This is a genomic window from Polaribacter batillariae (assembly GCF_017498485.1).
Lineage (GTDB): Bacteria > Bacteroidota > Bacteroidia > Flavobacteriales > Flavobacteriaceae > Polaribacter > Polaribacter batillariae.
In genome coordinates, this window is sequence record NZ_CP071795.1 from 624771 (window position 1) to 649153 (window position 24383).

At 30.4% G+C, this 24383-nt stretch carries 25 protein-coding genes; 7 read left to right on the forward strand and 18 right to left on the reverse strand.

The features are described 5' to 3' along the window. Window positions 1–7: 7 nt before the first annotated feature. Complete coding sequence (locus JL193_RS02865; RefSeq protein WP_207972396.1) at window positions 8–166, reverse strand: YqaE/Pmp3 family membrane protein; 159 nt, start codon at window positions 164–166, stop codon at window positions 8–10. A 126-nt stretch (window positions 167–292) separates the two neighbouring features. Continuing rightward, on the reverse strand, window positions 293–2788 hold the full coding sequence (locus tag JL193_RS02870; RefSeq protein ID WP_207972397.1) for a M14 family metallopeptidase: 2496 nt from the start codon (window positions 2786–2788) through the stop codon (window positions 293–295). Window positions 2789–3134: 346 nt separating this feature from the next. Here JL193_RS02870 and JL193_RS02875 point away from each other — a divergent pair, with 346 nt between their 5' ends. The 3 genes from JL193_RS02875 (at window position 3135) to JL193_RS02890 (ending at window position 7791) form a co-directional block, all read left to right on the forward strand. Continuing rightward, the gene (locus tag JL193_RS02875) at window positions 3135–6158 is read left to right on the forward strand and encodes an FAD-binding and (Fe-S)-binding domain-containing protein (protein ID WP_243456818.1); all 3024 of its coding nucleotides are present in this window, start codon (window positions 3135–3137) and stop codon (window positions 6156–6158) included. A gap of 5 nt (window positions 6159–6163) precedes the next feature. After that, window positions 6164–7165: an aldo/keto reductase gene (locus JL193_RS02885; protein ID WP_207972398.1), complete on the forward strand. Its 1002-nt coding sequence runs from the start codon at window positions 6164–6166 to the stop codon at window positions 7163–7165. 125 nt (window positions 7166–7290) lie between these two features. Continuing rightward, complete coding sequence (locus JL193_RS02890; protein WP_207972399.1) at window positions 7291–7791, forward strand: hypothetical protein; 501 nt, start codon at window positions 7291–7293, stop codon at window positions 7789–7791. Here the strand turns inward: JL193_RS02890 and JL193_RS02895 are convergent. After that, a complete protein-coding gene (locus JL193_RS02895; RefSeq protein WP_207972400.1) occupies window positions 7788–8606 on the reverse strand; it encodes a lysophospholipid acyltransferase family protein in 819 nt (272 codons plus the stop codon). The genes JL193_RS02890 and JL193_RS02895 overlap by 4 nt on opposite strands. A 56-nt stretch (window positions 8607–8662) precedes the next feature. Continuing rightward, the gene (locus JL193_RS02900) at window positions 8663–9292 is read right to left on the reverse strand and encodes an NUDIX hydrolase (RefSeq protein ID WP_207972401.1); all 630 of its coding nucleotides are present in this window, start codon (window positions 9290–9292) and stop codon (window positions 8663–8665) included. A gap of 81 nt (window positions 9293–9373) precedes the next feature. Between JL193_RS02900 and JL193_RS02905 the strand changes: the two genes are divergently transcribed. Then, complete coding sequence (locus JL193_RS02905; RefSeq protein ID WP_207972402.1) at window positions 9374–9640, forward strand: hypothetical protein; 267 nt, start codon at window positions 9374–9376, stop codon at window positions 9638–9640. Between the two features lie 122 nt (window positions 9641–9762). Here JL193_RS02905 and JL193_RS02910 read toward each other — a convergent pair whose 3' ends face one another. From JL193_RS02910 to JL193_RS02940, 7 genes are all read right to left on the reverse strand, one after another. Then, window positions 9763–10074, reverse strand: coding sequence for a DUF6787 family protein (locus tag JL193_RS02910; RefSeq protein WP_207972403.1), 312 nt, complete (start codon window positions 10072–10074; stop codon window positions 9763–9765). Window positions 10075–10079: 5 nt separating this feature from the next. Further along, window positions 10080–10913, reverse strand: coding sequence for a prolipoprotein diacylglyceryl transferase (gene lgt / locus JL193_RS02915; RefSeq protein WP_207972404.1), 834 nt, complete (start codon window positions 10911–10913; stop codon window positions 10080–10082). Window positions 10914–10982: 69 nt separating this feature from the next. After that, complete coding sequence (gene yidD, locus JL193_RS02920) at window positions 10983–11225, reverse strand: membrane protein insertion efficiency factor YidD (RefSeq protein WP_207972405.1); 243 nt, start codon at window positions 11223–11225, stop codon at window positions 10983–10985. Window position 11226: 1 nt separating this feature from the next. Next, a complete protein-coding gene (gene cysS, locus JL193_RS02925) occupies window positions 11227–12705 on the reverse strand; it encodes a cysteine--tRNA ligase (protein ID WP_207972406.1) in 1479 nt (492 codons plus the stop codon). A 98-nt stretch (window positions 12706–12803) separates the two neighbouring features. Then, on the reverse strand, window positions 12804–14183 hold the full coding sequence (locus tag JL193_RS02930) for a hypothetical protein (protein ID WP_207972407.1): 1380 nt from the start codon (window positions 14181–14183) through the stop codon (window positions 12804–12806). Continuing rightward, window positions 14164–14724, reverse strand: coding sequence for a hypothetical protein (locus JL193_RS02935; RefSeq protein WP_207972408.1), 561 nt, complete (start codon window positions 14722–14724; stop codon window positions 14164–14166). Before JL193_RS02935 ends, JL193_RS02930 begins: the two co-directional genes overlap by 20 nt. Continuing rightward, on the reverse strand, window positions 14708–15268 hold the full coding sequence (locus JL193_RS02940; RefSeq protein WP_207972409.1) for an RNA polymerase sigma factor: 561 nt from the start codon (window positions 15266–15268) through the stop codon (window positions 14708–14710). Before JL193_RS02940 ends, JL193_RS02935 begins: the two co-directional genes overlap by 17 nt. A 176-nt stretch (window positions 15269–15444) precedes the next feature. Between JL193_RS02940 and meaB the strand changes: the two genes are divergently transcribed. Beyond that, window positions 15445–16512 carry a methylmalonyl Co-A mutase-associated GTPase MeaB gene (gene meaB / locus JL193_RS02945; protein ID WP_207972410.1) on the forward strand — a complete coding sequence of 356 codons (1068 nt, stop codon included), beginning with the start codon at window positions 15445–15447 and terminating at the stop codon, window positions 16510–16512. Between the two features lie 166 nt (window positions 16513–16678). Here meaB and JL193_RS02950 read toward each other — a convergent pair whose 3' ends face one another. Genes JL193_RS02950 through JL193_RS02960 form a run of 3 tightly spaced genes read right to left on the reverse strand, consistent with a single transcriptional unit; the run spans window position 16679 to window position 18623 of the window. After that, window positions 16679–17131 (reverse strand): DUF1569 domain-containing protein, encoded by a 453-nt coding sequence (locus JL193_RS02950; protein ID WP_207972411.1) that lies wholly within the window; start codon window positions 17129–17131, stop codon window positions 16679–16681. Window position 17132: 1 nt separating this feature from the next. Further along, a complete protein-coding gene (gene holA, locus JL193_RS02955) occupies window positions 17133–18134 on the reverse strand; it encodes a DNA polymerase III subunit delta (RefSeq protein ID WP_207972412.1) in 1002 nt (333 codons plus the stop codon). Continuing rightward, window positions 18135–18623, reverse strand: a complete 489-nt coding sequence (locus tag JL193_RS02960) for a P-loop nucleotide/nucleoside kinase family protein (protein WP_207972413.1) — start codon at window positions 18621–18623, stop codon at window positions 18135–18137. It abuts the gene before it with no gap. 26 nt (window positions 18624–18649) lie between these two features. Between JL193_RS02960 and JL193_RS02965 the strand changes: the two genes are divergently transcribed. Then, window positions 18650–19093: a type I restriction enzyme HsdR N-terminal domain-containing protein gene (locus JL193_RS02965; RefSeq protein ID WP_207972414.1), complete on the forward strand. Its 444-nt coding sequence runs from the start codon at window positions 18650–18652 to the stop codon at window positions 19091–19093. 133 nt (window positions 19094–19226) lie between these two features. Further along, on the forward strand, window positions 19227–20225 hold the full coding sequence (locus JL193_RS02970) for a glycosyltransferase family 2 protein (protein WP_207972415.1): 999 nt from the start codon (window positions 19227–19229) through the stop codon (window positions 20223–20225). Window positions 20226–20256: 31 nt separating this feature from the next. Here JL193_RS02970 and JL193_RS02975 read toward each other — a convergent pair whose 3' ends face one another. From JL193_RS02975 to JL193_RS02990, 4 genes are all read right to left on the reverse strand, one after another. Further along, window positions 20257–21240 carry an IS30 family transposase gene (locus JL193_RS02975; protein ID WP_207972416.1) on the reverse strand — a complete coding sequence of 328 codons (984 nt, stop codon included), beginning with the start codon at window positions 21238–21240 and terminating at the stop codon, window positions 20257–20259. A gap of 117 nt (window positions 21241–21357) precedes the next feature. Next, window positions 21358–21978 carry an L-threonylcarbamoyladenylate synthase gene (locus JL193_RS02980; protein ID WP_207972417.1) on the reverse strand — a complete coding sequence of 207 codons (621 nt, stop codon included), beginning with the start codon at window positions 21976–21978 and terminating at the stop codon, window positions 21358–21360. 78 nt (window positions 21979–22056) lie between these two features. Beyond that, the gene (locus JL193_RS02985; RefSeq protein ID WP_207972418.1) at window positions 22057–22758 is read right to left on the reverse strand and encodes a response regulator transcription factor; all 702 of its coding nucleotides are present in this window, start codon (window positions 22756–22758) and stop codon (window positions 22057–22059) included. A gap of 11 nt (window positions 22759–22769) precedes the next feature. Next, window positions 22770–24338, reverse strand: a complete 1569-nt coding sequence (locus JL193_RS02990) for a sensor histidine kinase (RefSeq protein ID WP_207973367.1) — start codon at window positions 24336–24338, stop codon at window positions 22770–22772. Between the last annotated feature and the right edge of the window lie 45 nt (window positions 24339–24383).

A 24383-nucleotide genomic window follows, 5' to 3' on the forward strand; every position in this document is an offset into this window, starting at 1 on the left:
TTTATAATTACCTATTAGGATTATTCAAAATAACCAGAGCACCAATTACTCCAGGAATCCAGCCACAAAGCGTTAATAAAAATATGATAAAAAAAGAACCACAACCTTTATCAATTACTGATAATGGTGGAAAAATAATAGCAAAAAGTACTCTAAAAAAACTCATTTAAACTTTTGGTTGGTTACAATTTTAAGACGAATGAAAATTAAAGTTGTTACAAAAAGCAAAAAAAGACCTTTTAAATTCAAAAATTCTAAAAGGTCTTTTTAATTGTTTTAAATTTTAGTTCATCTACATCTTATCTCCAAAGAAAATTGCATTCATCAACAACTTATTGGTTCCGTACCAAAATGCTCTAAAATTCGTGTTGTCTGTAAAAACAATTACTTTTCCTCTTCCCATTCGTTGTACTTTAAACGGAACTGTGTTTGGTATTATTTTCGCATTTTCTTTTGAAATATAACCACTTAATAAAGGATTAGATGTATATTGTATTGGGTTGTTATAACTTCTTTTATCTGGTTTTATAAACATTGTAGAGTTTCTAAACAATGCGATTTTATCGTTTTTGTAACCAAAGTTTACTGGATGAGAACGATCTATATTTGCTTCAAAAATTGCTCCTCCAATAACTTGTGCTCCAGACTGTAAACCTCTATTTTCAAAAGAAACATTTTTAATAGTGTCGATTTTAGCGCTATCAAACTCTAAACTGATAAACTTTTTACTAGACAACCATCTTGCTGTGTTTTTATAACCAATTAAAATTCCGCCATTTGTTACCCAAGTTTTTAGTTTTTCTTCAGCAGATTTTCCTAAATTATAGCTGCTTGGAATTATAATTACAGAATATTTACTTATATCTACTCTAGCAAAATAGCTCATATCTAAACGTGTTAAAGCCATATCAAAACGTTGATCTAACAAGTGCCAAATTTCTCCAGAATCGTTTCCTGCAATACCATCTCCCACCAACATGGCTACTTTTGGGGTATCAATTGCGCTAAAATTATTCGAACCCAAATCAATTCCGTCGTTAAAACCTGTTGAAACTCCGTTGATTAAAACGTGGCTTTCTTGAGCCGTTTTTTGTAAAAATTGATACATTTCTAAAGCATTGTATTTTTGATTTTGAACAGGAATAAAAATTGTTCCATAATCGTAAGAATTGCCACCATTTTTAAAGTTTTTCATCGAAACTTTCGCTCGCAAACCTTTTTGTAAAATTGCGTTCAACGCTTTTGGAGCATAGTATTCGTTCCAAGGCATTAAATAACCATAATCACTTTTAAAGGAAACTGTTCCTGTTTTCATTTTTAAATCTTCAATTTCATTTCCAGCTTTCGAAAGTGAAATATTTTCAGCATAATCAACTCCAAAAGAATGATTAAAAGTCCACGCAGAAACATCGTAAAACAAACTGTCTTTAAACGTTTTACGAACATCGAACATGGCTTTTACCAAACGTTGATTTTTTTGATTCATTGGAACCACATAACTGTAACCTTTTTTAAAGGTTTTTCCATTTGCTGTAAAATCGGACTTTACATTGTGTATTTTTATTTGATGACGTTTTAAAACTTCTGCCAAATGATAACTTTTTGCAGCATCTTTTTCATCTCCAAAAACAATGGCTTTATTAGAAAAACCATTTCTAGATTCTTTGTAAAAATCTTGCTGATATTGTAAAATTTTTACTCTCATTTTTCTGGCAGCTTCTAAAGTCGATAATGCTGCTGTAAATTGATTTCTAATTGTAAACGGAAAAGTTAAAACGCCATTTACAGTTTCTTGAGCATGGCCTCTAGAACTTGCTTGTTCGAATAAAATTCCAATACTTCCATTAATATCTGGAAAAGTAGAGCCTTTACCATAATAAAAATCGTCGAAACTTTCTTCAGAATAATACAAAGAACCTATTTTATCTAATGCTTTTGCATGATAAGTTGCAATTTCTTTGGTTAAATCTTGGTTCATTTGAGGCGTTAAAGGATTTGTTCTACTAGGAATTCCTGGTTGAAAAAAGAAACTCGAATTGCTACCCATTTCATGGTGATCTGTTAAAATATTGGGCATCCATTTATAAAAACTTTCAATTCTAGCACGACTTTCTGGCAATTGCACTGGCAACCAATCTCTGTTCATATCAAATTGATAGTGGTTGGTTCTTCCTCTTGGCCAAATCTCTGTATATTCTCTATCGTTAGGATCTGGATTTATATTTTTACTTCTGTTCGTATTGGCCCAATATGCAAAACGTTGCAAACCATCTGGATTAAAAGAAGGATCAAATAAAATAACGGTATTTTCTAGTAAATTATCTATTTTACTGCCTTCTGCTGCAGCTAAATAATAGGCAACAGCCAAAGCTGCATTCGAACCACTTGGCTCATTTCCATGGATAGAAAAACCTTGGTACACAACTATTTTATTGTTCGAAACATCTGCTGAAGTATTCGTTGCTTCAACATGATTTTTACGTATATTTTCTATATTTTGATGGTTTTTAGCTGAAGTAATCGTTAACAATAACAAAGGCCTATCTTCGAAAGTTTTTCCTCTATTTTCTATAGAAATTCTGTTAGATGAAGCTGCCAAAACCTTCATGTATTCTACCAACTTATCGTGTGTAATATGCCACTCTCCTACTTCATGACCAATTACAGATTTTGGCGTTGGAATATCTTTATTATAAGTTACATCATTGGGCAGGTAATAAGATAAATCTACTTTTTGTGCAGAAATTGAAATCGACACAAATAAGAAAAGAAATAAAAGTTTTTTCATCTGAAGGTAAATTTGGTTAACAGACAAATATAGGAATTCAAAAAAATTATACTTGATACTTTAACATTGATTTTAATTGTATGCATCCGAAAAGAATTTTTGCAGTTACATCTGTTATCGTAATGCAATAGCTAAGTTACGTCGAACTCACTACAGTAGAACGCAAACTTATATGGCATTTAAGCCAAATGTTAGCGAAAAAATACAAAAAACATTTTTCTCTAAAATTCTCAATTATAGCCTTTATAATTTAACGATTTCATAAAAATTTAGAAACTCTGTATCGTTTCAAGATTAATGAAAATATTATTCAGATATTTGTAATTAGATACTTTTTTAGTTACAAATGATTGACAATACTATTTTAGAAGCTTTGCACAATTCGCTTTCTGGCGATTTGTTTTTCGATAATTTACACAAAACTTTATACGCCACAGATGCCTCTGTTTACAGGAAAATTCCGTTGGCGGTTGCCTATCCCAAAAACGAAAACGATTTAAAAACCTTAATCGAATTTGCAACCCAAAATAAAACTACCTTAATACCAAGAACAGCAGGAACTTCTTTGGCAGGGCAATGTGTAGGAGATGGAATTGTAGTAGATGTTTCTAAACATTTTACCAACATTATTTCTTTTGATGAAAAAGCAAAAACAATTACCTTACAACCAGGAATTGTAAGAGATTCTTTAAATGTGTATTTAAAACCTTTTGGGCTATTTTTTGGCCCCAATACTTCTACTTCTAACCGCTGTATGATTGGTGGAATGGTAGGCAACAACTCCTCTGGAAGCACCTCTATAAAATACGGAGTTACACGCGATAAAGTCCTTCAAATTAAAGCCATTTTAAGTGATGGTTCTTCTGCAATATTTAAAGAAATTACTTCGGATGAGTTTTTAGAAAAAATAAAATTAGAAACTTTAGAAGGGCAAATTTATAAAAGTATTTATTCCGAATTAATTTACGACGCTGCACAAGATGAAATTAAAAAAGAATTTCCAAAACCAGCAATTCACAGAAGAAATACAGGTTATGCTGTAGATGAATTTTTAAAATCCGATTTATTTGGCGGAACAGAACCAACGATTAATGTGGCTAAATTCTTATCAGGAAGCGAAGGAACACTCGCTTTTTCGACTTCTATTACGTTACAATTAGACGATTTGCCTCCTGCCGAAAGTATTATGGTTTGTTCTCACTTCAACAGCATTAACGAAAGTTTAATTGCAACTGTTACTGCCATGAAGCATAATTTGTACAATTGCGAACTGATGGACAAAACCATTTTAGATTGTACAAAAAACAACAGAGAATTGGCTAAAAATCGTTTCTTTTTACAAGGAGATCCAGAAGCGGTTTTAATGTTAGAAGTTGCTGCAGATACATTGCCAGAAGCAGAGTTACTGGCAGACCAATTAATTGCAGATTTACAGTTGAATAAATTCGGGTATCATCATCCTAAAGTGTATGGAAAAGACATTACAAAAGTGCATTACCTGCGAAAAGCAGGTTTAGGTGCTTTAGGAAATATGGTGGGCGATATGAAGGCTGTTGCTTGTATTGAAGATACTGCTGTGGCTTTAGAAGATTTGCCAAATTATATTACAGAGTTTACCCAAATTATGGATAAATACCAGCAAAATGCTGTGTATTATGCACATGCAGGTGCTGGAGAATTGCACTTACGCCCTATTTTAAACTTAAAAAAGAAAGCAGACGTTGTTTTGTTTAGAAAAATTACGACAGAAACTGCCAAATTGGTTAAAAAATACAAAGGTTCTTTTTCAGGAGAACATGGTGATGGAATTGTACGTGCAGAATTTATTCCATTAATGATTGGCGAAGAAAATTATCAATTATTAAGGCGCCTAAAAAAAACTTTTGACCCCAATAATGTTTTTAATAAAGGAAAAATTACAGATGCTTTTCCTATGGATAAAAATCTGCGTTATAAAGTAGGTAGAATAGAACCAGAAATTAAAACCATTCAAGATTTTTCTGATAGTGAAGGCATTTTAAAACTCGCAGAAAAATGCAACGGTTCTGGCGATTGCAGAAAACCTGTAGAAGCTGGTGGAACCATGTGCCCTAGTTACAGAGCCACAAAAAACGAAAAAGATACTACAAGAGCAAGAGCAAACACTTTACGAGACGTTTTAACAAACAATTCCGCAGATAATAAATTCGATTCCAAAGAATTAAAAGAGGTTTTAAGTCTTTGTTTAAGCTGTAAAGCTTGTGCTTCTGAATGCCCAAGTAATGTAGATGTTGCTACGATGAAAGCTGAATTTTTGTATCAATATCAAGAAACCAATGGCTATTCTTTTCGAAGTAAATTGTTTGCAAACAATGTAAAATACAACAAATTAGGAAGCGTTGCTCCATCCATTACAAATCGAGTTCTAAATACTTCTTTGGCAAAAGCTGTTATGGGCGTTGCACAAAAAAGAAGCGTACCAAAATTGGCTCCAAAAACGTTAAAATCTTGGTATAAAAAACACACTGTTAATAATAAGATTTCTCCACAAGGTCGAAATGACAAATCCAATGTCATTTCGAATAAAAAAGTCATTTCGAATGTAAATGTTATTTCGAGCATTTCGACTTCACTCAATACAGGCTTCGTCGAGAAATCTCAATCTCTAAAAACTGTTTATTTATTCTGTGACGAATTCACAAATTTCTACGATGTAGAAATAGGAAAAGATGCTTTTTACCTATTAGAAAAATTAGGCTACAATTTACAAATTGTTAATCACGAAGAATCTGGAAGAAGTTATATTTCTAAAGGCTTTTTAAAACAAGCAAAAGCAGTGTGTAATCTAAATGTAGAAATATTTAAAAACATTATTACAGAAGAAACTCCGTTAATTGGTATAGAGCCTTCTGCAATTTTAACGTTTAGAGACGAATATATTCGTTTGGCAGACGATAAAAAATCTGCCAAAAAAATCGCTAAAAATGTGTTTACTTTTGAAGAGTTTTTAGCCAAAGAATTAGAAAAAGAAAACATTGATCTTTCTCTTTTTACTTCAGCATCTAAAAATTTAAAAATACACGGGCATTGCCATCAAAAAGCGTTATCTGGAACACATGCCAGTTTTCAAATCTTAAATCTTCCTAAAAATTATTCAGTTACTATTATGAATACAGGTTGTTGTGGAATGGCTGGTTCTTTTGGTTACGAAAAAGAACATTACACTGTTTCGATGCAAGTGGGTGAAGATACCTTGTTTCCAAAAGTAAGAAATACCCCCAAAGAAACCGAAATTGTAGCGGCAGGAACCAGTTGCAGACATCAAATTTTTGATGGTACCAAAAGAATTGCAAAACACCCAATTACCATTTTAAAAGAAGCTTTAAAATAATACTTATGAGCAAAAAAAATAATTATATAGCTGCTGAAAATCGCTATAAAAAAATGAAGTATAGAAGAACAGGAAATAGCGGATTGTTATTACCTGAAATTTCTTTGGGTTTATGGCACAACTTTGGTGATGTAAACGATTTTAAAAATTCTAGAAAACTATTAAAATGTGCTTTTGATAACGGAATTACACATTTCGATTTGGCAAATAATTATGGACCTCCTCCAGGTACCGCTGAAAAAAACTTTGGTAAAATTTTAAAAAAAGATTTTCTATCTTATAGAGATGAATTGATAATTTCTACAAAAGCAGGGTATAAAATGTGGGAAGGGCCTTATGGAGATTGGGGTTCTAAAAAATATTTAGTTTCTAGTTTAGACCAAAGTTTACAAAGAATGAATTTAGATTATGTAGATATTTTTTACCATCATAGGCCAGATTACGATACGCCTTTAGAAGAAACCATGGGCACTTTAGATTTAATGGTAAAACAAGGCAAAGCATTGTATGTTGGTTTGTCTAACTATCAACCAAAAGAGGCAGAAAAAGCGTTTAAAATCTTAAAAGATTTAGGTACACCTTGTTTTATACATCAACCAAGATATAGTTTGTTTGATAGATGGGTTGAAAACGGTTTGTTAGATTTATTAGGAAATTCTGGAGTGGGAGCGATTTGTTTTTCGCCTTTGGCACAAGGAATGCTAACCAATAAATACCTTAAAGACTTGCCAGAAGATTCTAGAGCCGTAAAAGACAGTCCGTTTTTAAATACCGAAAAAGTAATGGAAATGCTTCCAAAAATTACGGCTTTAAATGAAATTGCAAAAAGTAGAAATCAAAATTTGGCACAAATGGCCATTTCTTGGATTTTAAAAGACGATAGAATTACCTCTGTATTAATTGGCGCTAGCAAAAACGAGCAAATTTTAGACTGTATTAAAGCGATTGAAAACACTACATTTACGGATAATGATTTGGCTGAAATTAATAAAATTACAGATTCGTAACGTGCAAAATACACAGCTGTATGCATAGCCGTTTGCAGAATAAATAGTACCTTTAGATTTATTAATAAATTTTACTTTTGATTTTTAGAAAGAAATTTTCCCTCCAACTTTTCTTCCTATTCTTTTTGAATAGCGCTATTTTCTATGGACAAAATGCGCTTAATTTTTCGGTTCATCAAGATTTAAAATTACTTACTTTAGGAGATAATTTAGGAAACAAAGCAGGAACAATTAATTTTGTTGCACGTTTAAAATACGAAAGTACCGATAAAAACTTAGGATATTTTATACATGGCTTAGAATACGAACACGCATTTTTAAGCTCAAGTTTTATAAGGTATGGTGCTTTTTCTGGATATACTTTTATCGATATTTTTGGTGACTACAACTTTCAATTAACACCTAGTTTAGGTATTGGAAATATTTACAGAGAAAAAAATAATTTATTTAGTTGGTCTGCTTCTTTACAAGCTGAATATTTTTTAAGTGATGCTGTAAGATTAAGTTTTTTAAATCAAATTACGGAGCGAACAGATTTAAAATTTTTATACGGAAAAGTAAAATATCGATATAGCTTTTTTATTGGAATTGAAATACGACTTTTTAAGTTTAAAACTAAAGATTAAGAACTCCAAAACTCACGTTTTTTGTTTAGTTCTTCTTCTTCTTTTATGTATTCTTCTGCCTGTTTTGGGGTAAGTACTTTTAAAAAAGAAGGGTGCTGCTCAATTGCATATTCTATTTTTGTAACAATATCTGCCACACTTTCATTCTCGTAATCTATTTCTAGTGGCTCTTTAATTACCATAGATTGTAATACATTTCTTTTTTTAATATTCAATCCTTTTTTATCAAAAGAACGTCTAAAACCATCTATAACAATAGGAACCACAACTGGTTTACAGGTTTTTATAATGTGTGCTGTTCCTCTTCTAATAGGCTTAAATGGGGTGGTTGTTCCTTGCGGAAAGGTAATTACCCAACCATCTTTAATGGCTTTAGAAATATTAGAAATATCAGAATTTTTTACTTGCCTGTTTACATCCTTACCAGCACTTCTCCAAGTTCTATCGATAGAAACAGAACCTGCATAGGCAAATATTTTAGGCAACAAACCAGAGCGCATGGTTTCTCCTGCAGCTACAAAGTAAATATTTAATTTCGGATTCCAAATGTAGCCAATATTTTTAATCGAATCGTCTCGACCGCTTAAAGCTGCATTAAATACATGAAACATCGCTGCAACATCTGCAAAATAGGTTTGATGATTCGAAATAAACAAAACGTTTTTATCTGGTAAATTTCTTAAAATCTCAGAGCCTTCTATTTGCAAATTATTAAATTTACGATATCTACTATGAGAAATTAGTCCAAAAATTCGAATGATCCATTTCTTTAAAAATAAAATATGACCAAAAGGATTTCTTTTAAATAAAGACATTATTAATTTTGTTTAATACTTGGTTAACAACAAATTTACAAAACAAATTACTAAATTTAACATTTTAATAATTCTTTAATTTCCGAAAGCATCATTGCAGTGGCCCCCCAAACAATGTAATCGTTTAATTTAAAACAGGGTACGTTTATATTTTTCATGTAAGAAGTAGATAGGTTTACGGTAGATAAAGAGGCTTCGTTTAATAAATCTTCGACTAAAACTTCTATTGTTTTTTCTACTTCGTAATTGGTGTTAAAACGAGGTCGTTGGTCTATATAGCCAATAAAAGGGGTTGCTAAAAAATTACTTGGCGGAATAAAAACATCGGTTAACTCTCTAACAACTTCTATCGATTTTGGTACAATACCAACTTCTTCAAAAGCTTCTCTTAATGCGGTTTCTTGTAAATTTTTGTCGGTTTTGTTTACTTTTCCTCCTGGAAAACTTATTTGTGCAGAGTGTGTGCCTTTATAAGTGGCTCTTTCTGTTAATAAAAAAGTAGTGTCGTTTTTATGGTTCGGATAAAATAATGCCAAAACTGCTGCTTTTTTAGGGTTGCTTGCTTTTATTTTGTCGGCATCGTATCGCAAACGAAGTTCTGGTGCTAATTTAAATTGTGCTTCTAAACCTCCTAACTCTAAGGTTTTTAACGCTTCTATTTTATTTTTAAATTGATGAAATTTCACTTTATTGAATTATTTTAGCTAAATTATTACTTTCAACAGAAAACTCTTGTTTTTTGGCAAGAAATTTGAATATTGTAAAGTATGAATAATAAATACAAAAAATTAGCTGCTAGTGTTGTTTTAGATGCTATTGGTTGGATACCATTTTTGCCTTTCGACCTTTTTTGGGCACCAGTATCTGGTTATATTATGACAAAAATGTACAAAGGAAAAGAGGGTAAAATTGCTGGTTTTATAAGTTTTGTGGAAGAAATTCTTCCTTTTGATTTTATACCCACTTTTACTATTATGTGGGTTTATAGTTATGTGATTCACAAAAGAAAAAACGAAGCGTTGATTGAGAATTAATGGGTTTCTTTTAAGAGCTATCTGTAATTAAATAAGTGCGTTAGGGATTGCAGTGGAAATCCTTTTGCCTTTTGTAAGGCAAAAGATTGAAACGAAAAGCCCGCTCGAACGCCCAAAAAAAATTAATCTTCTGTTTTAAATAAAAAACCCAAACCAACTCTGCTTAAAAACTTTTTTTCGAAAGCCCAAAAAAACTTGAATTGCCCAAATAACCAACCAACTATTGGTAAGGTTAATTGGTAAATTGGGAAAATTAATAAAATTCTTAATGGCCAATAAATAAAGGGCGAAATTTTATCTGGATTTAAACCCATAAAATCGGTAACTGGTTTTGCTACCCAGGCTGCAAAAGAACCGTTAATGGCGAAAACAATAAATATGGCTAAAAGTGCCCAATTGCTTTCAATGCCCCATCTTTCTTTTAATTTATCCATATATTTTATGCTTCTTTTTTAGATTTTCTAAACATTAACCAAATACCTATTAAAACTAAAGGAATGCTTAAAACTTGCCCTGTATTTAATGGGCTAAACAGCCATTCTTCTCCTCTTTTTTGCACTTGTGGTTCTTTTAAAAATTCGATTACAAAACGTAAAGACCATAAGACTGTCATAAACAAACCGAATAAAAACCCAATGTACTGTTTTTTGTTTGTTTTCCAATATAAATACCACATTACAAAAAACAATGTTAAGTAACTAAATGCTTCATACAATTGTGTGGGATGTCTTGGTACGGTTTCGCCAGCTGCTTTAAAAATTACACCAAAATTAGATCCTGTTTCTTTTCCGTAAATTTCTGAATTGAAAAAATTACCCAAACGAATAAAAAAGCCTGCCAAAGCAACCATAATGGCTAATCGATCTAAAATAAACAACCAAGGTTTGTGTAAGTGTTTTTTTGCATAGAAATACAAAGCAATTGGAATGGCAATGGCTGCTCCATGACTTGCAAAGCCTTGATAACCTGTGAATTTCCAACCTTCTGCTGTGTTTTTTAATGGTAAAATAATTTCTAATAGATGATCTTGGTAATAATCCCAACTATAAAAAAAGACATCTCCTAAACGCATTCCTACCAACATAGAAATAAATACGTACATAAATAATGTGTCTAACTTTTCTACGGGAATTTTATCTTCGATATAGATTTTTTTCATCAGTTTTAAACCGATTAAAAAAGCTCCTATAAACATTAAACTGTACCAACGAATGGTAAAAAAACCTAAATCTATTCCAATGGAAGGGTTCCATTCTATTGCTAAAAAACTCATACTCTTGTATTCAAGGTTTAAAATTTATAATTCAAAGTTAAAACTCTGGCTCTAACTTCTTTTTTTTCTCTACTTTTTCTTGACTAATTTCTCTGGAACTGGATCGTAACCACTGCCTCCCCAAGGATGGCAACTAAATATTCTTTTTAAAGCCAACCAACCTCCAGAAAACAACCCGTGTTTTTGCAAAGCTTCTATGGTATAATGCGAACAGGTTGGGCTATATCTACAAGTTGCTGGTGTAAATGGCGATATTGCTGTTTGATAAAAACGAACTAATAAGATAAATGGATATGATAGTATTTTTTTCAAATTAATTTATTGAAAAAGTAGTTCCTTCTTTACCATCTTTTAATTGAATTCCTAACTCAATTAATTCGTCTCTAATTTGGTCTGATAATGCCCAATCTTTGTTTTCTCTTGCTTCTTTTCTTAATTTAATTAGCAATTCTACAACGCCATTTATTTTTTCTGAATTATCTTGTGAATTTTCATTCATTAAGCCTAAAACATCAAAAACAAAATTGTTTAAGATATTTTTAAATTCTAATAAATCTTCTGAAGTTAAACTTGCCTTTTTTTCTTTTATTTGGTTGATTAACTTTACAGCCTCAAACAAATGTGATATTAAAATGGGCGTATTAAAATCGTCGTTCATGGCTGCATAACAGTCTTTTTTCCAGTTTTTAACGTCGAATGTTGATGTTTTGCTGGCTTCTATCTTCTCTAAAAAGTTTACAGCTTCCATTAATTTGGCATGCCCTTTTTCTGAGGCTTCTAAAGCTTCTCCAGAAAAATCTAAAATGCTTCTATAATTGGCTTGCATGTTAAAAAAACGAACTACTGATGCCGAAAATGCTTTAGGTAAAATATCGTTTTCTCCTGATAAAATTTCGTTTGGTAAAATAAAATTACCTGTAGATTTTGCCATTTTTTGGCTATTTAGCAACAACATATTGGTATGCATCCAATAATTTACAGGTTTTACGCCAGAACAGGTTTGCGATTGTGCAATTTCGCATTCGTGATGGGGGAATTTTAAATCCATTCCACCTCCATGAATATCGAAACTTTCGCCTAAATACTTGGTACTCATCACAGAACATTCTAAATGCCAACCAGGAAAACCATCGCTCCAAGGTGAAGGCCAACGCATAATGTGACGTTCTTCGGCTTTTTTCCAAAGTGCAAAATCTTGCGGATTTTTCTTATCTGATTGTCCATCTAAAGCTCTGGTATTGTGAATTAAATCTTCTACTTTTCTTCCAGAAAGAATTCCATAATGGTTCGATTTGTTATATGCTAAAACATCAAAATACACAGAACCATTTACTTCATATGCCAAACCTTTTTCTATGATTTTTTTAATCATTTCTATTTGTTCGACAATATGCCCAGTTGCTGTGGGCTCTATACTTGGTGGTAAAAAGTTGTAGTTTTTTAAGACATTATGAAAGTCAACTGTGTAACGTTGTACAACTTCCATAGGTTCTATTTCTTCTAAACGTGCTTTTTTTGCAATTCTGTCTTCACCTTCATCTGCATCGTTCTCTAAATGCCCAGCATCTGTAATGTTACGTACATAACGTACTTTATAACCTAAGTGTAACAAATACCTATACACAACATCAAAAAACATAAAGGTTCTTACGTTGCCTAAATGCGCGTTGCTATATACAGTTGGACCACAAACGTACATGCCTACATATCCGTCTGTTATTGGTTTAAAATTCTCTTTTTGTTTGGTAAGAGAATTGTATATTTTTAATTGATTTTCTTTGTAGCGTTCCATTAAAAAAAGTGACTATTTACAGCCGATAAAGATAGGCACTTTATTAAGAATAGAGAAATGGAATTTAAGTGAAGTTTTATAAAAAATAAAGAAGTATTTTATTTGATTACAATACTACTATATTCGCCATTAACTTTTAGTAAATTAATTGTTTTAGTATTATTCTTAAGATTTTTAACACGTTCGTTATTTAATTTTACTTTATTTACTTGGTATTTGAATTTCGAATGCACCTCTCCAAAATTAAGAATCGCTTCAGAATTACTTAAGTTTAAAGTAAATTCTCCAAAATTAGGATTAAAACTACTCACAGTAATTTTACCGAATTTATCTGAAAAGTTTACATCATTATTTATTTTTATAATTTTAACATCCGAAGAATTATTACTTATTGTTGTATTGGTAACTGATGCAATTTTTGCATCGGTTACATTATTTAAAAAAAGTGTACAGGCATTTAAGCTGTTTATATTTACTGGAGAATAATTGATGGTTAATTTTCCTCCGTTTAAATTATTGGCATCAAAAGTTCCGTATTTTACGTTTCCTGAAGCGACTGTATTGGGCAATGTTACTTTACAGTGCCTTGTATTTAAATTGAAAGTTGCTTCTTTGGGTACTTTAATTTCTAGCCTTTTTTTAATTTTTACTTTTTTTCCATTGATGGTAAAATCGGTTTTATTTGAATTAAAGTTAAAATTCATGTTTTTTAAAGCTTCTCTTGCTTTTTCTAATCCTATTTTAATTTCTTCTTTATTAATATTTTTCATTTGAAGTTTGGCTTTCTCTAAAGATTCTTTCAGTTTTTTCTTATCAATTTCTTTAATTTTTTGTTTTGATTTTTCTAAAGTAAGTTTTATTTTTCCTTTAGCATTTCCTAAATTCTTTTTTAACTCTTCATATTTTTTACTTTTTTTAAATTTTTGCCACTCTTCTCTAGATTTTATGACAATATGTTCATCATCATTATGATATTCGAACCTATAATCTCCTTCTTTTTCCATATTATCTTCTAAATCTTCCATAGAATCAAAATTAATATCGAAATCAAAATTAAAATCTATATCTGGAATTACAATTGCATCCATATCTGGCATCTTTATCTCTGGTATTTCAAAATCAAAATTCATATTATTAAAGAAAACAATATCATTTTTAAGACCCAAAGAATTATTTCCTTTCGAAGTAATTTGTACCTTTCTTTTGTTACCCAAAGCTTCAAAATACCAATCTTTAAAATACTTTTGGGCTTCTTCTTTAGAGATTCCTTCAATTTCTATATACGCATTTACTCGAACTTCATTTTTATTCCAAGTAGTTACATTAATGGCTGTATTTGTGGCGTTAATTGCTATTTCTACCTCTTTATTTACGGTAAAGTTTTCGGTAAAGTTTTTATCAAACTTTTGTGCAAAAGCTGTTCCAAGAAAGCAAATGGCTAAAAGTGTTAAAATTGGTTTATATAATTTGTGTTTCATTTTGTGTTTTGTTTAAATTTTTAAGTTCTTTTAATTGTTTTTTTAAACGTTGTAACAGCTGTAGGCGCAATTGTAAATTACTAATTAGTGCTTCTATGGTAACGTCGTTAACTCCTTTTGTACTGAGCTCTTTGGTTAACGATTTGTACTCTTTTGTTAATTCTGCAATTTTTAATAAATAACCATCTATCATTTCTTTATTGTCTTCTGTTAATTCTAGCTGACTAATTTCTAGATTGATACTGTTTTTATAGTACTTTTCGATGGTTTCGAATTCTGGTGAAATGCTTCCTAAACTTATTTCTTTAGTAACATTCTCTTTTGGTTGTTCTATATTTTCTGAAGGATAAAATTTAATTCCTAAACTAATTAGTAACACTATAGATGCTGCTATAGGTAACCATGTAAAATTTTTCTTTTTTTGTTTTTGTTGATGCATTTCTGACATCAATAATTTTTCGAATTTATTTACATGGTTCGCAGACAATTCCACATTCGGTTCTTTAAAATCTTTTAGTTTTTCTCTAATATCTTTCTGCATAACTCGTGTTTTTTAATTGTTCTTTTAATAATTTTTTTCCTCTTAACAAGTGGGTTCTAGAGGTATTTTCTGTGATATTTAAAATTTCAGATATTTCTTGGTGATCGTATCCTTCCAGTAAATAAAGTGTTAAAACCAATCTGTATTTTTCTTTTAAGCTGTTTATTTGTTTTACAATTGTCGCTACAGAAATTTCTGAATCTACCTTCCAGCTATCATCTTCATCTTGTTTTTTATAAACTTCTTCATTTATAGAGACCAACTCTAATTTATTTTTCTTTAAATAATCGATACTTTGGTTGATAACAATTCTCTTTAACCATGCACCAAAAGCGACTTCTTCTTTATAACTCTCTATTTTTTTAAAAGCTTTAATAAATGCTTCTTGCATAATATCTTCTGCCACAAAACGATTTTTTGTGTATCTAAATGCGATTACAAACATTGCCTTTGAATATAAATTATACAGTTGCATTTGTGCTTTGGCACAGTTATTTTTACATTCTTCAATAATTGGTTGGTGTAGTTGATTTATTGAATTCATTATAATTTTCTTACCATAAAGACGATATATTTTTAGTCGCGTTGCAAAAATTGCAAAAAAATAAGCATTTTACGAAATTATGTTTTAACCTAACAGAATAAATTTCTTTGTGAACTCTTCGAAAAAACTTTGCTTCTTAGTGGTTATTCTTTAAATTTACGCATTAACTTTTATGAATGGATAAAAAAACATCTGCATTAAATGAAAAAGATGGGGTTTCTCGTCCAGAAACAACCAGTAAATCGAGTGCAGAAAAAATAAAATTAAGCAGGACTAAACAAAATTCTGTTGAAGAATATGTTTCTAAATTACTCGAAGGAAATATTACTTTTTTAAGTAGAGCCATTACTTTGGTTGAAAGTACCAATATAAAACACCAACAAAAAGCCAATAAAATTTTAGAAAAGTGTTTGCCTTATGCGAACAAATCTATAAGAATAGGAATTACTGGTGTTCCTGGTGTAGGAAAAAGTACGTTTATTGAAGCTTTTGGAAAACATTTAACTACCAATGGAAAAAAAGTAGCTGTTTTGGCTGTAGATCCAAGTAGCTCTGTAAACAAAGGTTCTATTTTAGGCGATAAAACTCGAATGGAACAATTAGTTACTGATAAAAATGCTTTTATAAGACCTTCGCCTTCTGGAACTTCTTTAGGGGGCGTTGCACAAAAAACACGAGAAAGTATTATTCTTTGCGAGGCTGCTGGTTTCGATACGATTATTATTGAAACGGTTGGGGTTGGACAGTCTGAAACCGTTGTTCACTCTATGGTAGATTTCTTTTTATTACTAAAATTGGCTGGTGCTGGAGACGAATTACAAGGAATTAAAAGAGGAATTATAGAAATGGCAGACGCCATTGTAATTAATAAGGCTGATGGAGAAAACGAAAAAAATGCAAAAATCGCTAAAGTTGAGTTTAACAGAGCTTTACATTTATATCCGTTAAAAGAAAGTAAATGGCAACCTAAAGTACTCACTGCAAGTGCGCTTTATAATTTAGGTATTGCGCAAATCGACCAAATGATTACCAGCTATATTTTGCTAACTAAAAAGAACAATTATTTTTACATAAAGCGAAACGAACAAAATAAATATTGGTTATTATCTACTATAAACCAGCAATTAAAAGACAATTTTTACAGTAATAAAGTAATAAAAAAGGCATTAGAGAAAGAAATAAAAAAACTAGAAAATGGAAAAACAACACCTTTTTTAGCTGCTAAAAAACTGTTGCAATTGTAATTTTGGTTTGTTTCTAATACCACTTACTATAAGAGAAAACAATAATTTTTTAAGAACTACAAAAAAGAAATACAAGAAATCGCATTCGCTACAAAACGTTTTTATTTTAAAAGTAGTAAGTGTAAAAGGCGTTTTATTACGGTAAATTAAATTTGTAGATAATATTTCACACACCAAACTGTGTTAAATGATGGTCTAAATGTTTATAAAACATATTATTCCATTCGTTTTTTGTTAATTTTCCAAAAGAATGAGATATTTTACCATCGAATTCTTCTTCTCCTAATTGCTGTGTTTTTTTAATAAAATCGATTAAACGTTTTTTTTCTGTTTCAAAAATCTTTTCGTCTGTAATTAAAAATTGAGCAGCAGTTCTACCATTTTTAGCATATGGTTTTTCTGAAACTACGAACTTTTTTACAATTGTTTTGAGCATAAATTTTGCAAATGCATTTGGTTTTGGATGCTTATCTGTATAAACCATTTCGTAAGTTACACAACAATGTGCCAGCATTTGCGAAACGGACATTTTACCCCAATTGGGTTGGGTGTTGGGTGTTAATTTTTCGATTCTAGAAATTACTTCGTCTGTAACTTCTTTGGTAAAAATGTTTTTCATTTTAATGTAAAATTTTAAATAATAATTCTTTTAAAATATCATCATTCGTTTGTTTGGCACCAACTCCTTTGCTTTTAACATCTGCATCTCTTAAAAAAGCAATTACTTGTGCTACTTTTCGCATTGGGTAGTTTCTGCTTGCTAAAAAATATTCATCTACAAAATACGGATTTACCCCCAAAGCCTTTGCAACAGCGCTTTTCGATTTATCTTTTAATCCGTGAAACATTAATAATTGTGTAAAAAAACTGTTTAGCAAAGAAATTGTCATTACCAAAGGATTATTTTTAGGATTTTCTGCAAAATAATTAATAATTCTATTGGCTTTTACAATGTTCTTCTCTCCTACTGCTTTTCTTAACTCGAAATTATTAAAGTCTTTAGAAATTCCGATATTTTCTTCTATATGTTTGTCGTTAATTATTGTTTCTTTAGGAAGAATAAGCATTAATTTATTTAACTCGTTCGAAATTTTACTTAAATCTGTTCCTAAAAACTCTACCAGCATTAAAGAAGCCTTGGGTTCTATTTGGTATTGCTGGCCGCTTAAAACTCTGCGAATCCAATCTGAAACTTGGTTTTCGTACATTTTTTTACTCTCGAAAACCAAACCAGATTTTGCAATTACTTTGTGTAGCTTTTTACGTTTATCGAGTTTTTTATATTTATAATTAATAACTAAAACCGTTGTTGGTTGCGGATTTTCTGCATAAGGCACTAATTTTTCGATGGTTCTGCTTAAATCTTGGGCTTCTTTAACAATTATAACCTGCTTTTCTGCCATCATTGGGTAACGTTTTGCAGCAGAAACAACATCTTCTATAGTTGCATCTCTACCATACATTACTTGCTGGTTGAAACCTTTTTCTGCTTCATCTAATACGGTATCTTCAATAAAATCGGAAATTTTATCTATATAATAAGGCTCTTCACCCATTAAAAAATAAATGGGTTTTAAATTTCCTTTTTTTATGTCTGAAACAATTGCGTTTATTTCGTTCATTTATCCTTTTATAATTACAGCGTTTTGTAACTCTTCTTTTGTAGGAGTTTCGAACCAACTCTCCATAAATTCAAAATTATCTTCGGTTACTTCAAATTCAAAAGTTTCACCTTTTTCTGTATTTCTATTTAAAATTCTCTTTTTTCTAATCTCTTTTGAAAAATCTAAAAAATAAGTTTTTATTTCTATATTATTTTCTGTTGCAAATTTTCTAAACTTTTCTCTATGTGAAAACTTAGAAAGTCCAACATCTAAAATACTATCTACTCCTAATTTTTCTAATTGTAAAATAGTGTCTTGCATTAACAATTCTGCTCTTTCAATTCTTTCTAAAAACCAATCTAAACCATCTTTTTCAGTTTTATCAGGAAAAAAAAGTATCTTATTCCATTTATCTAAAGTAAAAACAAATCCATTTACTTCTAATTTTAATTTATTAGCATATGTAGATTTTCCTGCGCCAGTATTCCCAACTAATAAATGTATCATAACTGATTTTTAATTACTTTTATCGAATGCAAAAATTGAATTTACCAAACTATAAATTCAGACTCAAAAGTAACGAAAATAAGACGCTTATTTTTGATAATTTGAGAAAAAAATATATGGTTTTAACTCCAGAAGAATGGGTTCGTCAGCATTTTGTGCAATTTTTAATTGACGAAAAAAAATATCCAGTTTCGTTAATTGCCTTAGAAAAACAGTTGATTATTAACAATCGAAGAAAAAGAACCGATATTTTAGTTTTTAACAAAAAAGGAAATTACGATATTATTGTAGAATGCAAAGCGCCTTCTATAAAAATTACGCAAGCTACTTTCGACCAAATTGCACGTTATAACTTAAAATTAAAAGCCAATTATTTAGTTGTTACCAATGGTTTAGAACACTTTTATTGTAAAATGGATTTTAAAAATGAAACGTATATTTTTTTAAAGGAAATTCCTGATTACAAATAATATTTAACCGCAAAGTTTTACGATAGATGATTTTTTCTTTGCATTCTTTGCAAAAAAAATTTGCATCTCTAAGTTTCATTTTTTCACATTAATTTCACAACGAAACCAATTTTTAAAATGTAAATTCGCAACCTTGAAAACAGCCATTGTCATATTAAATTGGAACGGAAAAAAACTTTTAGAGCAGTTTTTACCTTCTGTAGTGAGTTTTAGTTCGGAACTTGCTGATATTTATGTGGCAGACAATGCTTCTACAGATGCTTCGATTTCGTATGTAAAAGAATTTTTTCCTTCTGTAAAAATTATAGAAAATGCTGTAAATGGTGGTTATGCCAAAGGTTACAACGATGCTTTACAATCTGTAAACGCCGATATTTATTGTTTGCTGAATTCTGATATTGAAGTGACCGAAAATTGGTTACCTCCTGTTTTAAACATTTTTAAGAATGATAAAAACACAGCCATTGTGCAGCCTAAATTATTAGACTTTAAAGACAAAAAAAAGTTCGAATATGCTGGTGCTGGTGGTGGTTTTATAGATTTATATGGATACCCATATTGCAGAGGACGAGTTTTTAATAATTTAGAAATTGACAAAGGGCAGTTTAACGATACTACAGATATTTTTTGGGCCTCTGGTGCCTGTTTATTTATCCGCTCTAAAGTGTATCATAAAATCGATGGTTTAGACGAAGATTATTTTGCACATCAAGAAGAAATTGATTTGTGCTGGAGAGTTCAAAACATTGGCTATAAAGTAAAGTATGTTGGAAATTCTACTGTTTATCATGTTGGCGGAGCCACTTTACAGGAAACAAATCCGCATAAAACCTATTTAAATTTTAGAAACAGTTTACTTAATGTTATTAAAAACGTTCCTAAAAAATGGTTTTTATTCGTTGTTTTTTCTCGTTTAATTTTAGACGGCATTGCTGGTTTAAAATTTATTTTTGAATTAAGACCCATACATACTTGGGCTATTTTAAAGGCACATTTAAGCTTTTATAAAAACTTTTTTAAATTTTTAGGAAAGCGAAGAAAACTACAAAAAAAACAAGATTACAATTTACACACCAGTATTGTTTGGCAGTATTTTGTTTTGGGAAGAAAGAAATTTGACGAACTTGAATAGGTTCAAAATTCTCAATTCAAAGTTCGTAGATTCAAGTACCAAGTGCAAGTTTTTGATTTTGGTTAATAAATTGATAAAAAACCTCTTTAGGGGTTCTGTATCCTAACTTTTTTCTTGGTCTATTATTGAGTTTGTTTACCGTTTCAAAAATATCCTTTTGTTTGACATTATCCAAGTGTTCATTTTTTGGGAAATATTGTCTGATAAGTTTGTTCGTATACTCGTTAAGTCCACGTTCCCAAGAGCTATAAGGGTGAGCAAAATAGACATCACAATTTAATTTTTCTGCTATTTTTTTATGTCCTGCAAACTCTTTTCCATTATCATTGGTAATTGTTCGAACCCATTTTTTATGTGGTGCTAAAGTGTTTATAGTCATTTTTGTAATCATATCTGCTTTTTTTCCTGTCACATTTTCAATCCATAAAAAACTAGAATAGCGATCTACAATGGTTAATAAAGCTCCTTTATGGTCTTTTCCTATAATTAAATCAGATTCTAAATCACCTACTCTTTCTTTGAGTTCTACAATTTTTGGACGTTTTTCTATAGACACTTTATCGGGTATTTGTCCTCTATTGGATTTACTTCCATACCTTTTTTTATATTTTTTTTGACCTGTTCGTAGTTCTTTATAAAGCAATCCTCCTTGTCTTTTATCTTGCCAAACATATTGGTAAATTCGCTCGTGAGAGACCATCTGTATTGCTTTAAGTTTACACCAACCAACTATCTGTTCTGGAGACCATTGAAATTTAATTATTTTTTCTTTGATTATTTTTTTCATTTCCGTTGAAAAAATAGTCTTATAATGGCCTTCTTTTTTACGCTCATCAGCTAATTTTTGTGCGTGTTTAGCACTATAAGTCCTAGGTTTTGAGTTCCTTTTCAATTCTCTATAAAAAGTACTTTCATTAATACAAAGTGATTTAATAATCTCTTTTTTACTAATTTTTGCCTTAAGCATTAATTCTATTGAGTACCTTTGTTCGAAAGTTAATTGTTTGTAGTTCATATCACAAATCTTTGACTTTTTTTGGACTTTTCCTAACGGGGTAAAACCCGTAGGAAAATCCTATCAAAAACTTGCACTAGCATTTGAATCTAGGGTTTAAAGTTTAAATATTGAACTTTAAATTACGTCTAAACTTCCTTTTCCTTCTCTAATTACCTCTGGTTCGCTCGACGTTAAATCGATTACTGTAGAGGCATGATTGTCTCCATAACCACCATCGATAACAACATCTACTAATTTATTCCATTTTTCGAAAATGAGTTCTGGATCTGTGGTGTATTCTAAAACATCATCATCGTCTCTAATAGAAGTAGATACAATTGGGTTTTCTAATGCTTCTACTAAACACTTAACAATATTGTTGTCTGGAATACGAATACCTACTGTTTTTTTCTTTTTAAATACTTTGGGTAAGTTATTACTGCCTGGTAAAATAAAGGTGTAAGGACCTGGCAATGCTCTTTTTAAGATTTTAAAAGTAGGCGAATCTATTTGTTTTATATAATCGGAAAGGTGACTTAAATCGTTGCAAATAAAAGAGAAATTTGCTTTATCTAATTTTACACCTTTTATCTGTGCAATTTTTTCTAAGGCTTTAGTGTTGGTAATATCGCAACCCAACCCATATACAGTATCTGTTGGGTATATAACTAACCCGCCAGAACGCAAAATTTTTACAACTTTTGCAATTTCTTTGGGGTTTGGGTTTTCTTTATAAATTTTAATAAACTCTGCCATGTTATAAAAATACAAAAAAACTCAGCTTATTTTACAAACCGAGTTTATTTTTATTTTTATAGGGAAGTTTTTTTAAGTTTAGCTTTTATCTACCAACCTAAAACCTTCTCCGTGAATATTTAAAATTTCGACATTTTCGTCGTCTTTTAAATATTTTCTTAATTTTGCGATGTACACATCCATACTTCTAGATGTAAAGTAATTATCGTCTCTCCATATTTTTGTTAATGCCAACTCTCTAGGCATTAAGTCGTTTTTATGAATGGCCAACATGCGTAATAATTTGGCTTCTTTTGGAGATAGTTTTGTAGGTTCGCCATCTTTTCCAACAGATAAATGTCTTAATTTAGAATTGAAGAAAAAGCCTCCTATATGAAACTCGAACTGCTCGCTTTCTGAAGTTGTGTCAGATTCTTTACGTTGTAAAATTGCTTTAATTTTATGCAATAATACTTCCGAATCGAAAGGCTTGTTTAAATAGTCGTCTGCACCCACAGAATACCCTTTTAACACATCTTCTTTTAATGTTTTTGCTGTTAAAAAAATAATAGGTACTTCTTTATTTGTACTTCTAATGTCTTGTGCTAAAGAAAAACCATCTTTTCTTGGCATCATTACATCTAAAATACACAAATCGTAATCGCTGTTTTTAAACATAATTAAACCTTCTATTCCATCTTTTGCATGTGTTACATTGTAATCGTTTAATGCTAAATAATCTTTTAGAACTGTTCCAAAATTTGGATCATCTTCTACTAATAAAATCTTTTTACTTCCCATTGTTTTATTTATTAAATTAAAGGTAATTTTACCGTGAATATACTTCCTTTTCCTTTTTCACTTTCAACAAAAACTGTTCCATGGTGTTTTTCTACAATTTCTTTTACGTAGGCCAACCCTAAACCATGCCCTTTTACATCGTGAACATTTCCTTTTTGTTCTCTGTAAAATTTATCGAAAACTTGTTTTTGAACTGCTTTGCTCATTCCTATGCCTTTATCTTGTATTTTAAAGATAAAAAACTTGTTAGTACTTTCTGTATAAACATCTATTATAGGAGCGCCTTCTGAATATTTTATAGCGTTTTCTAACATATTTACCACCACATTTGTTAAATGAAATTGGTTTCCTGGTAATTCTGAGACTACTGCTTTAAAGTAGGTTTTAACACGCCCTTTTCTATCATCTACCAACAAACTAACATGGGTAATCGCGTCTTCGATTACGTCGTGAAAATCTATGGTTTCCTTACTTAAATCTATCTGATTTTTTTCTAATCGAGAAATACGCAATACATTTTCTACTTGCGAATGCATTCTTTTATTTTCGTCTCTAATCATTTGTACATAACGCAAAACTTTATCGTTATTACCTAAAATTTTAGGGTTTTTTATAGAATCTAATGCCAAATTTATGGTTGCGATTGGCGTTTTAAATTCGTGCGTCATATTATTAATAAAATCGGTTTTAATTTCGGATATTTTTTTCTGACGAATGAGCTGGTACAAAGAGCTCGAAAAAGCAATGATAATAATAAATATAAAGAATAAAGAGAGCAACAAAATTCCTGAAATTCCCGATAGAATATGTTTGTTTTTGTTCGGGAAAGTTACAAATAATTCGTATTCTACATCGCCATTTATATCATTAAATAAAGGGTATTTATAACTATCTTTTCTATTAATTGTGTAATAACCAGATTTTAATTTGGTAGCTAAACCATCTTTTGTATAAACCCCATATTTAAAGTCTAAATTTATATTTCTTTTTTCTAATTCTTCTTTAATCGCATTGTTTAATTCTTTGTTACTTATTCTTAAATGTATTGGTTTTTTTGCGTTATAATCTTTGTACAACTTATCGATTTGTAAATCTTCTAACTCTGGAAATTTTTTAATGTAAGAAAAGCTAACCTCGTCTTTGATTGAAAATAAATCGTCCACTCCAGATATTATTTTGGCTTCAAAAAAATCTTTTTTTCCTTTAAATCTTTTAAAGATAATAGAATCGTTGTTTAAAAAATCTGTTGTTAGTTTAAAGTTTTCTTCTAAAATTGTACTTCCGTATGTAAATTTCTGTTTTGTGGTAGTATCTATTTCTTGAATTAAAAGGCTTTGTAATTTGGCATTGTCTGCAGTACCTTTTTCTTTGACAAGAGCTTTTATTTTTGTTCTAAAAAGGCTTGTTTCGCGATCGTTAATTCTTTCTGAGGCACTCCCTAAAGAACGCTGAACATCGTTTTTAAATTGTGCTTTTCTACTCTCTAATGCATTGTTTATCCAATAGAGTTGTACAGCAATAATTCCTATTAAGGAAATACTCATGAGTACTACAATAATGATAAACATTTTTTTTCGCATCATCAAATTTAACACTTTCAAAAATTGAAAATTAAGTTTTTAACT

Bases quoted from the DNA above. Each gene is read 5' to 3' on its own strand.
- JL193_RS02865 (WP_207972396.1), bottom strand. From the start codon at position 166: ATGAGTTTTTTTAGAGTACTTTTTGCTATTATTTTTCCACCATTATCA.
- JL193_RS02870 (WP_207972397.1), bottom strand. From the start codon at position 2,788: ATGAAAAAACTTTTATTTCTTTTCTTATTTGTGTCGATTTCAATTTCT.
- JL193_RS02875 (WP_243456818.1), top strand. From the start codon at position 3,135: ATGATTGACAATACTATTTTAGAAGCTTTGCACAATTCGCTTTCTGGC.
- JL193_RS02885 (WP_207972398.1), top strand. From the start codon at position 6,164: ATGAGCAAAAAAAATAATTATATAGCTGCTGAAAATCGCTATAAAAAA.
- JL193_RS02895 (WP_207972400.1), bottom strand. From the start codon at position 8,606: ATGTCTTTATTTAAAAGAAATCCTTTTGGTCATATTTTATTTTTAAAG.
- JL193_RS02905 (WP_207972402.1), top strand. From the start codon at position 9,374: ATGAATAATAAATACAAAAAATTAGCTGCTAGTGTTGTTTTAGATGCT.
- JL193_RS02910 (WP_207972403.1), bottom strand. From the start codon at position 10,074: ATGGATAAATTAAAAGAAAGATGGGGCATTGAAAGCAATTGGGCACTT.
- lgt (WP_207972404.1), bottom strand. From the start codon at position 10,913: ATGAGTTTTTTAGCAATAGAATGGAACCCTTCCATTGGAATAGATTTA.
- cysS (WP_207972406.1), bottom strand. From the start codon at position 12,705: ATGGAACGCTACAAAGAAAATCAATTAAAAATATACAATTCTCTTACC.
- JL193_RS02930 (WP_207972407.1), bottom strand. From the start codon at position 14,183: ATGAAACACAAATTATATAAACCAATTTTAACACTTTTAGCCATTTGC.
- JL193_RS02935 (WP_207972408.1), bottom strand. From the start codon at position 14,724: ATGCAGAAAGATATTAGAGAAAAACTAAAAGATTTTAAAGAACCGAAT.
- JL193_RS02940 (WP_207972409.1), bottom strand. From the start codon at position 15,268: ATGAATTCAATAAATCAACTACACCAACCAATTATTGAAGAATGTAAA.
- meaB (WP_207972410.1), top strand. From the start codon at position 15,445: ATGGATAAAAAAACATCTGCATTAAATGAAAAAGATGGGGTTTCTCGT.
- JL193_RS02950 (WP_207972411.1), bottom strand. From the start codon at position 17,131: ATGAAAAACATTTTTACCAAAGAAGTTACAGACGAAGTAATTTCTAGA.
- holA (WP_207972412.1), bottom strand. From the start codon at position 18,134: ATGAACGAAATAAACGCAATTGTTTCAGACATAAAAAAAGGAAATTTA.
- JL193_RS02960 (WP_207972413.1), bottom strand. From the start codon at position 18,623: ATGATACATTTATTAGTTGGGAATACTGGCGCAGGAAAATCTACATAT.
- JL193_RS02965 (WP_207972414.1), top strand. From the start codon at position 18,650: ATGCAAAAATTGAATTTACCAAACTATAAATTCAGACTCAAAAGTAAC.
- JL193_RS02975 (WP_207972416.1), bottom strand. From the start codon at position 21,240: ATGAACTACAAACAATTAACTTTCGAACAAAGGTACTCAATAGAATTA.
- JL193_RS02980 (WP_207972417.1), bottom strand. From the start codon at position 21,978: ATGGCAGAGTTTATTAAAATTTATAAAGAAAACCCAAACCCCAAAGAA.
- JL193_RS02985 (WP_207972418.1), bottom strand. From the start codon at position 22,758: ATGGGAAGTAAAAAGATTTTATTAGTAGAAGATGATCCAAATTTTGGA.
- JL193_RS02990 (WP_207973367.1), bottom strand. From the start codon at position 24,338: ATGCGAAAAAAAATGTTTATCATTATTGTAGTACTCATGAGTATTTCC.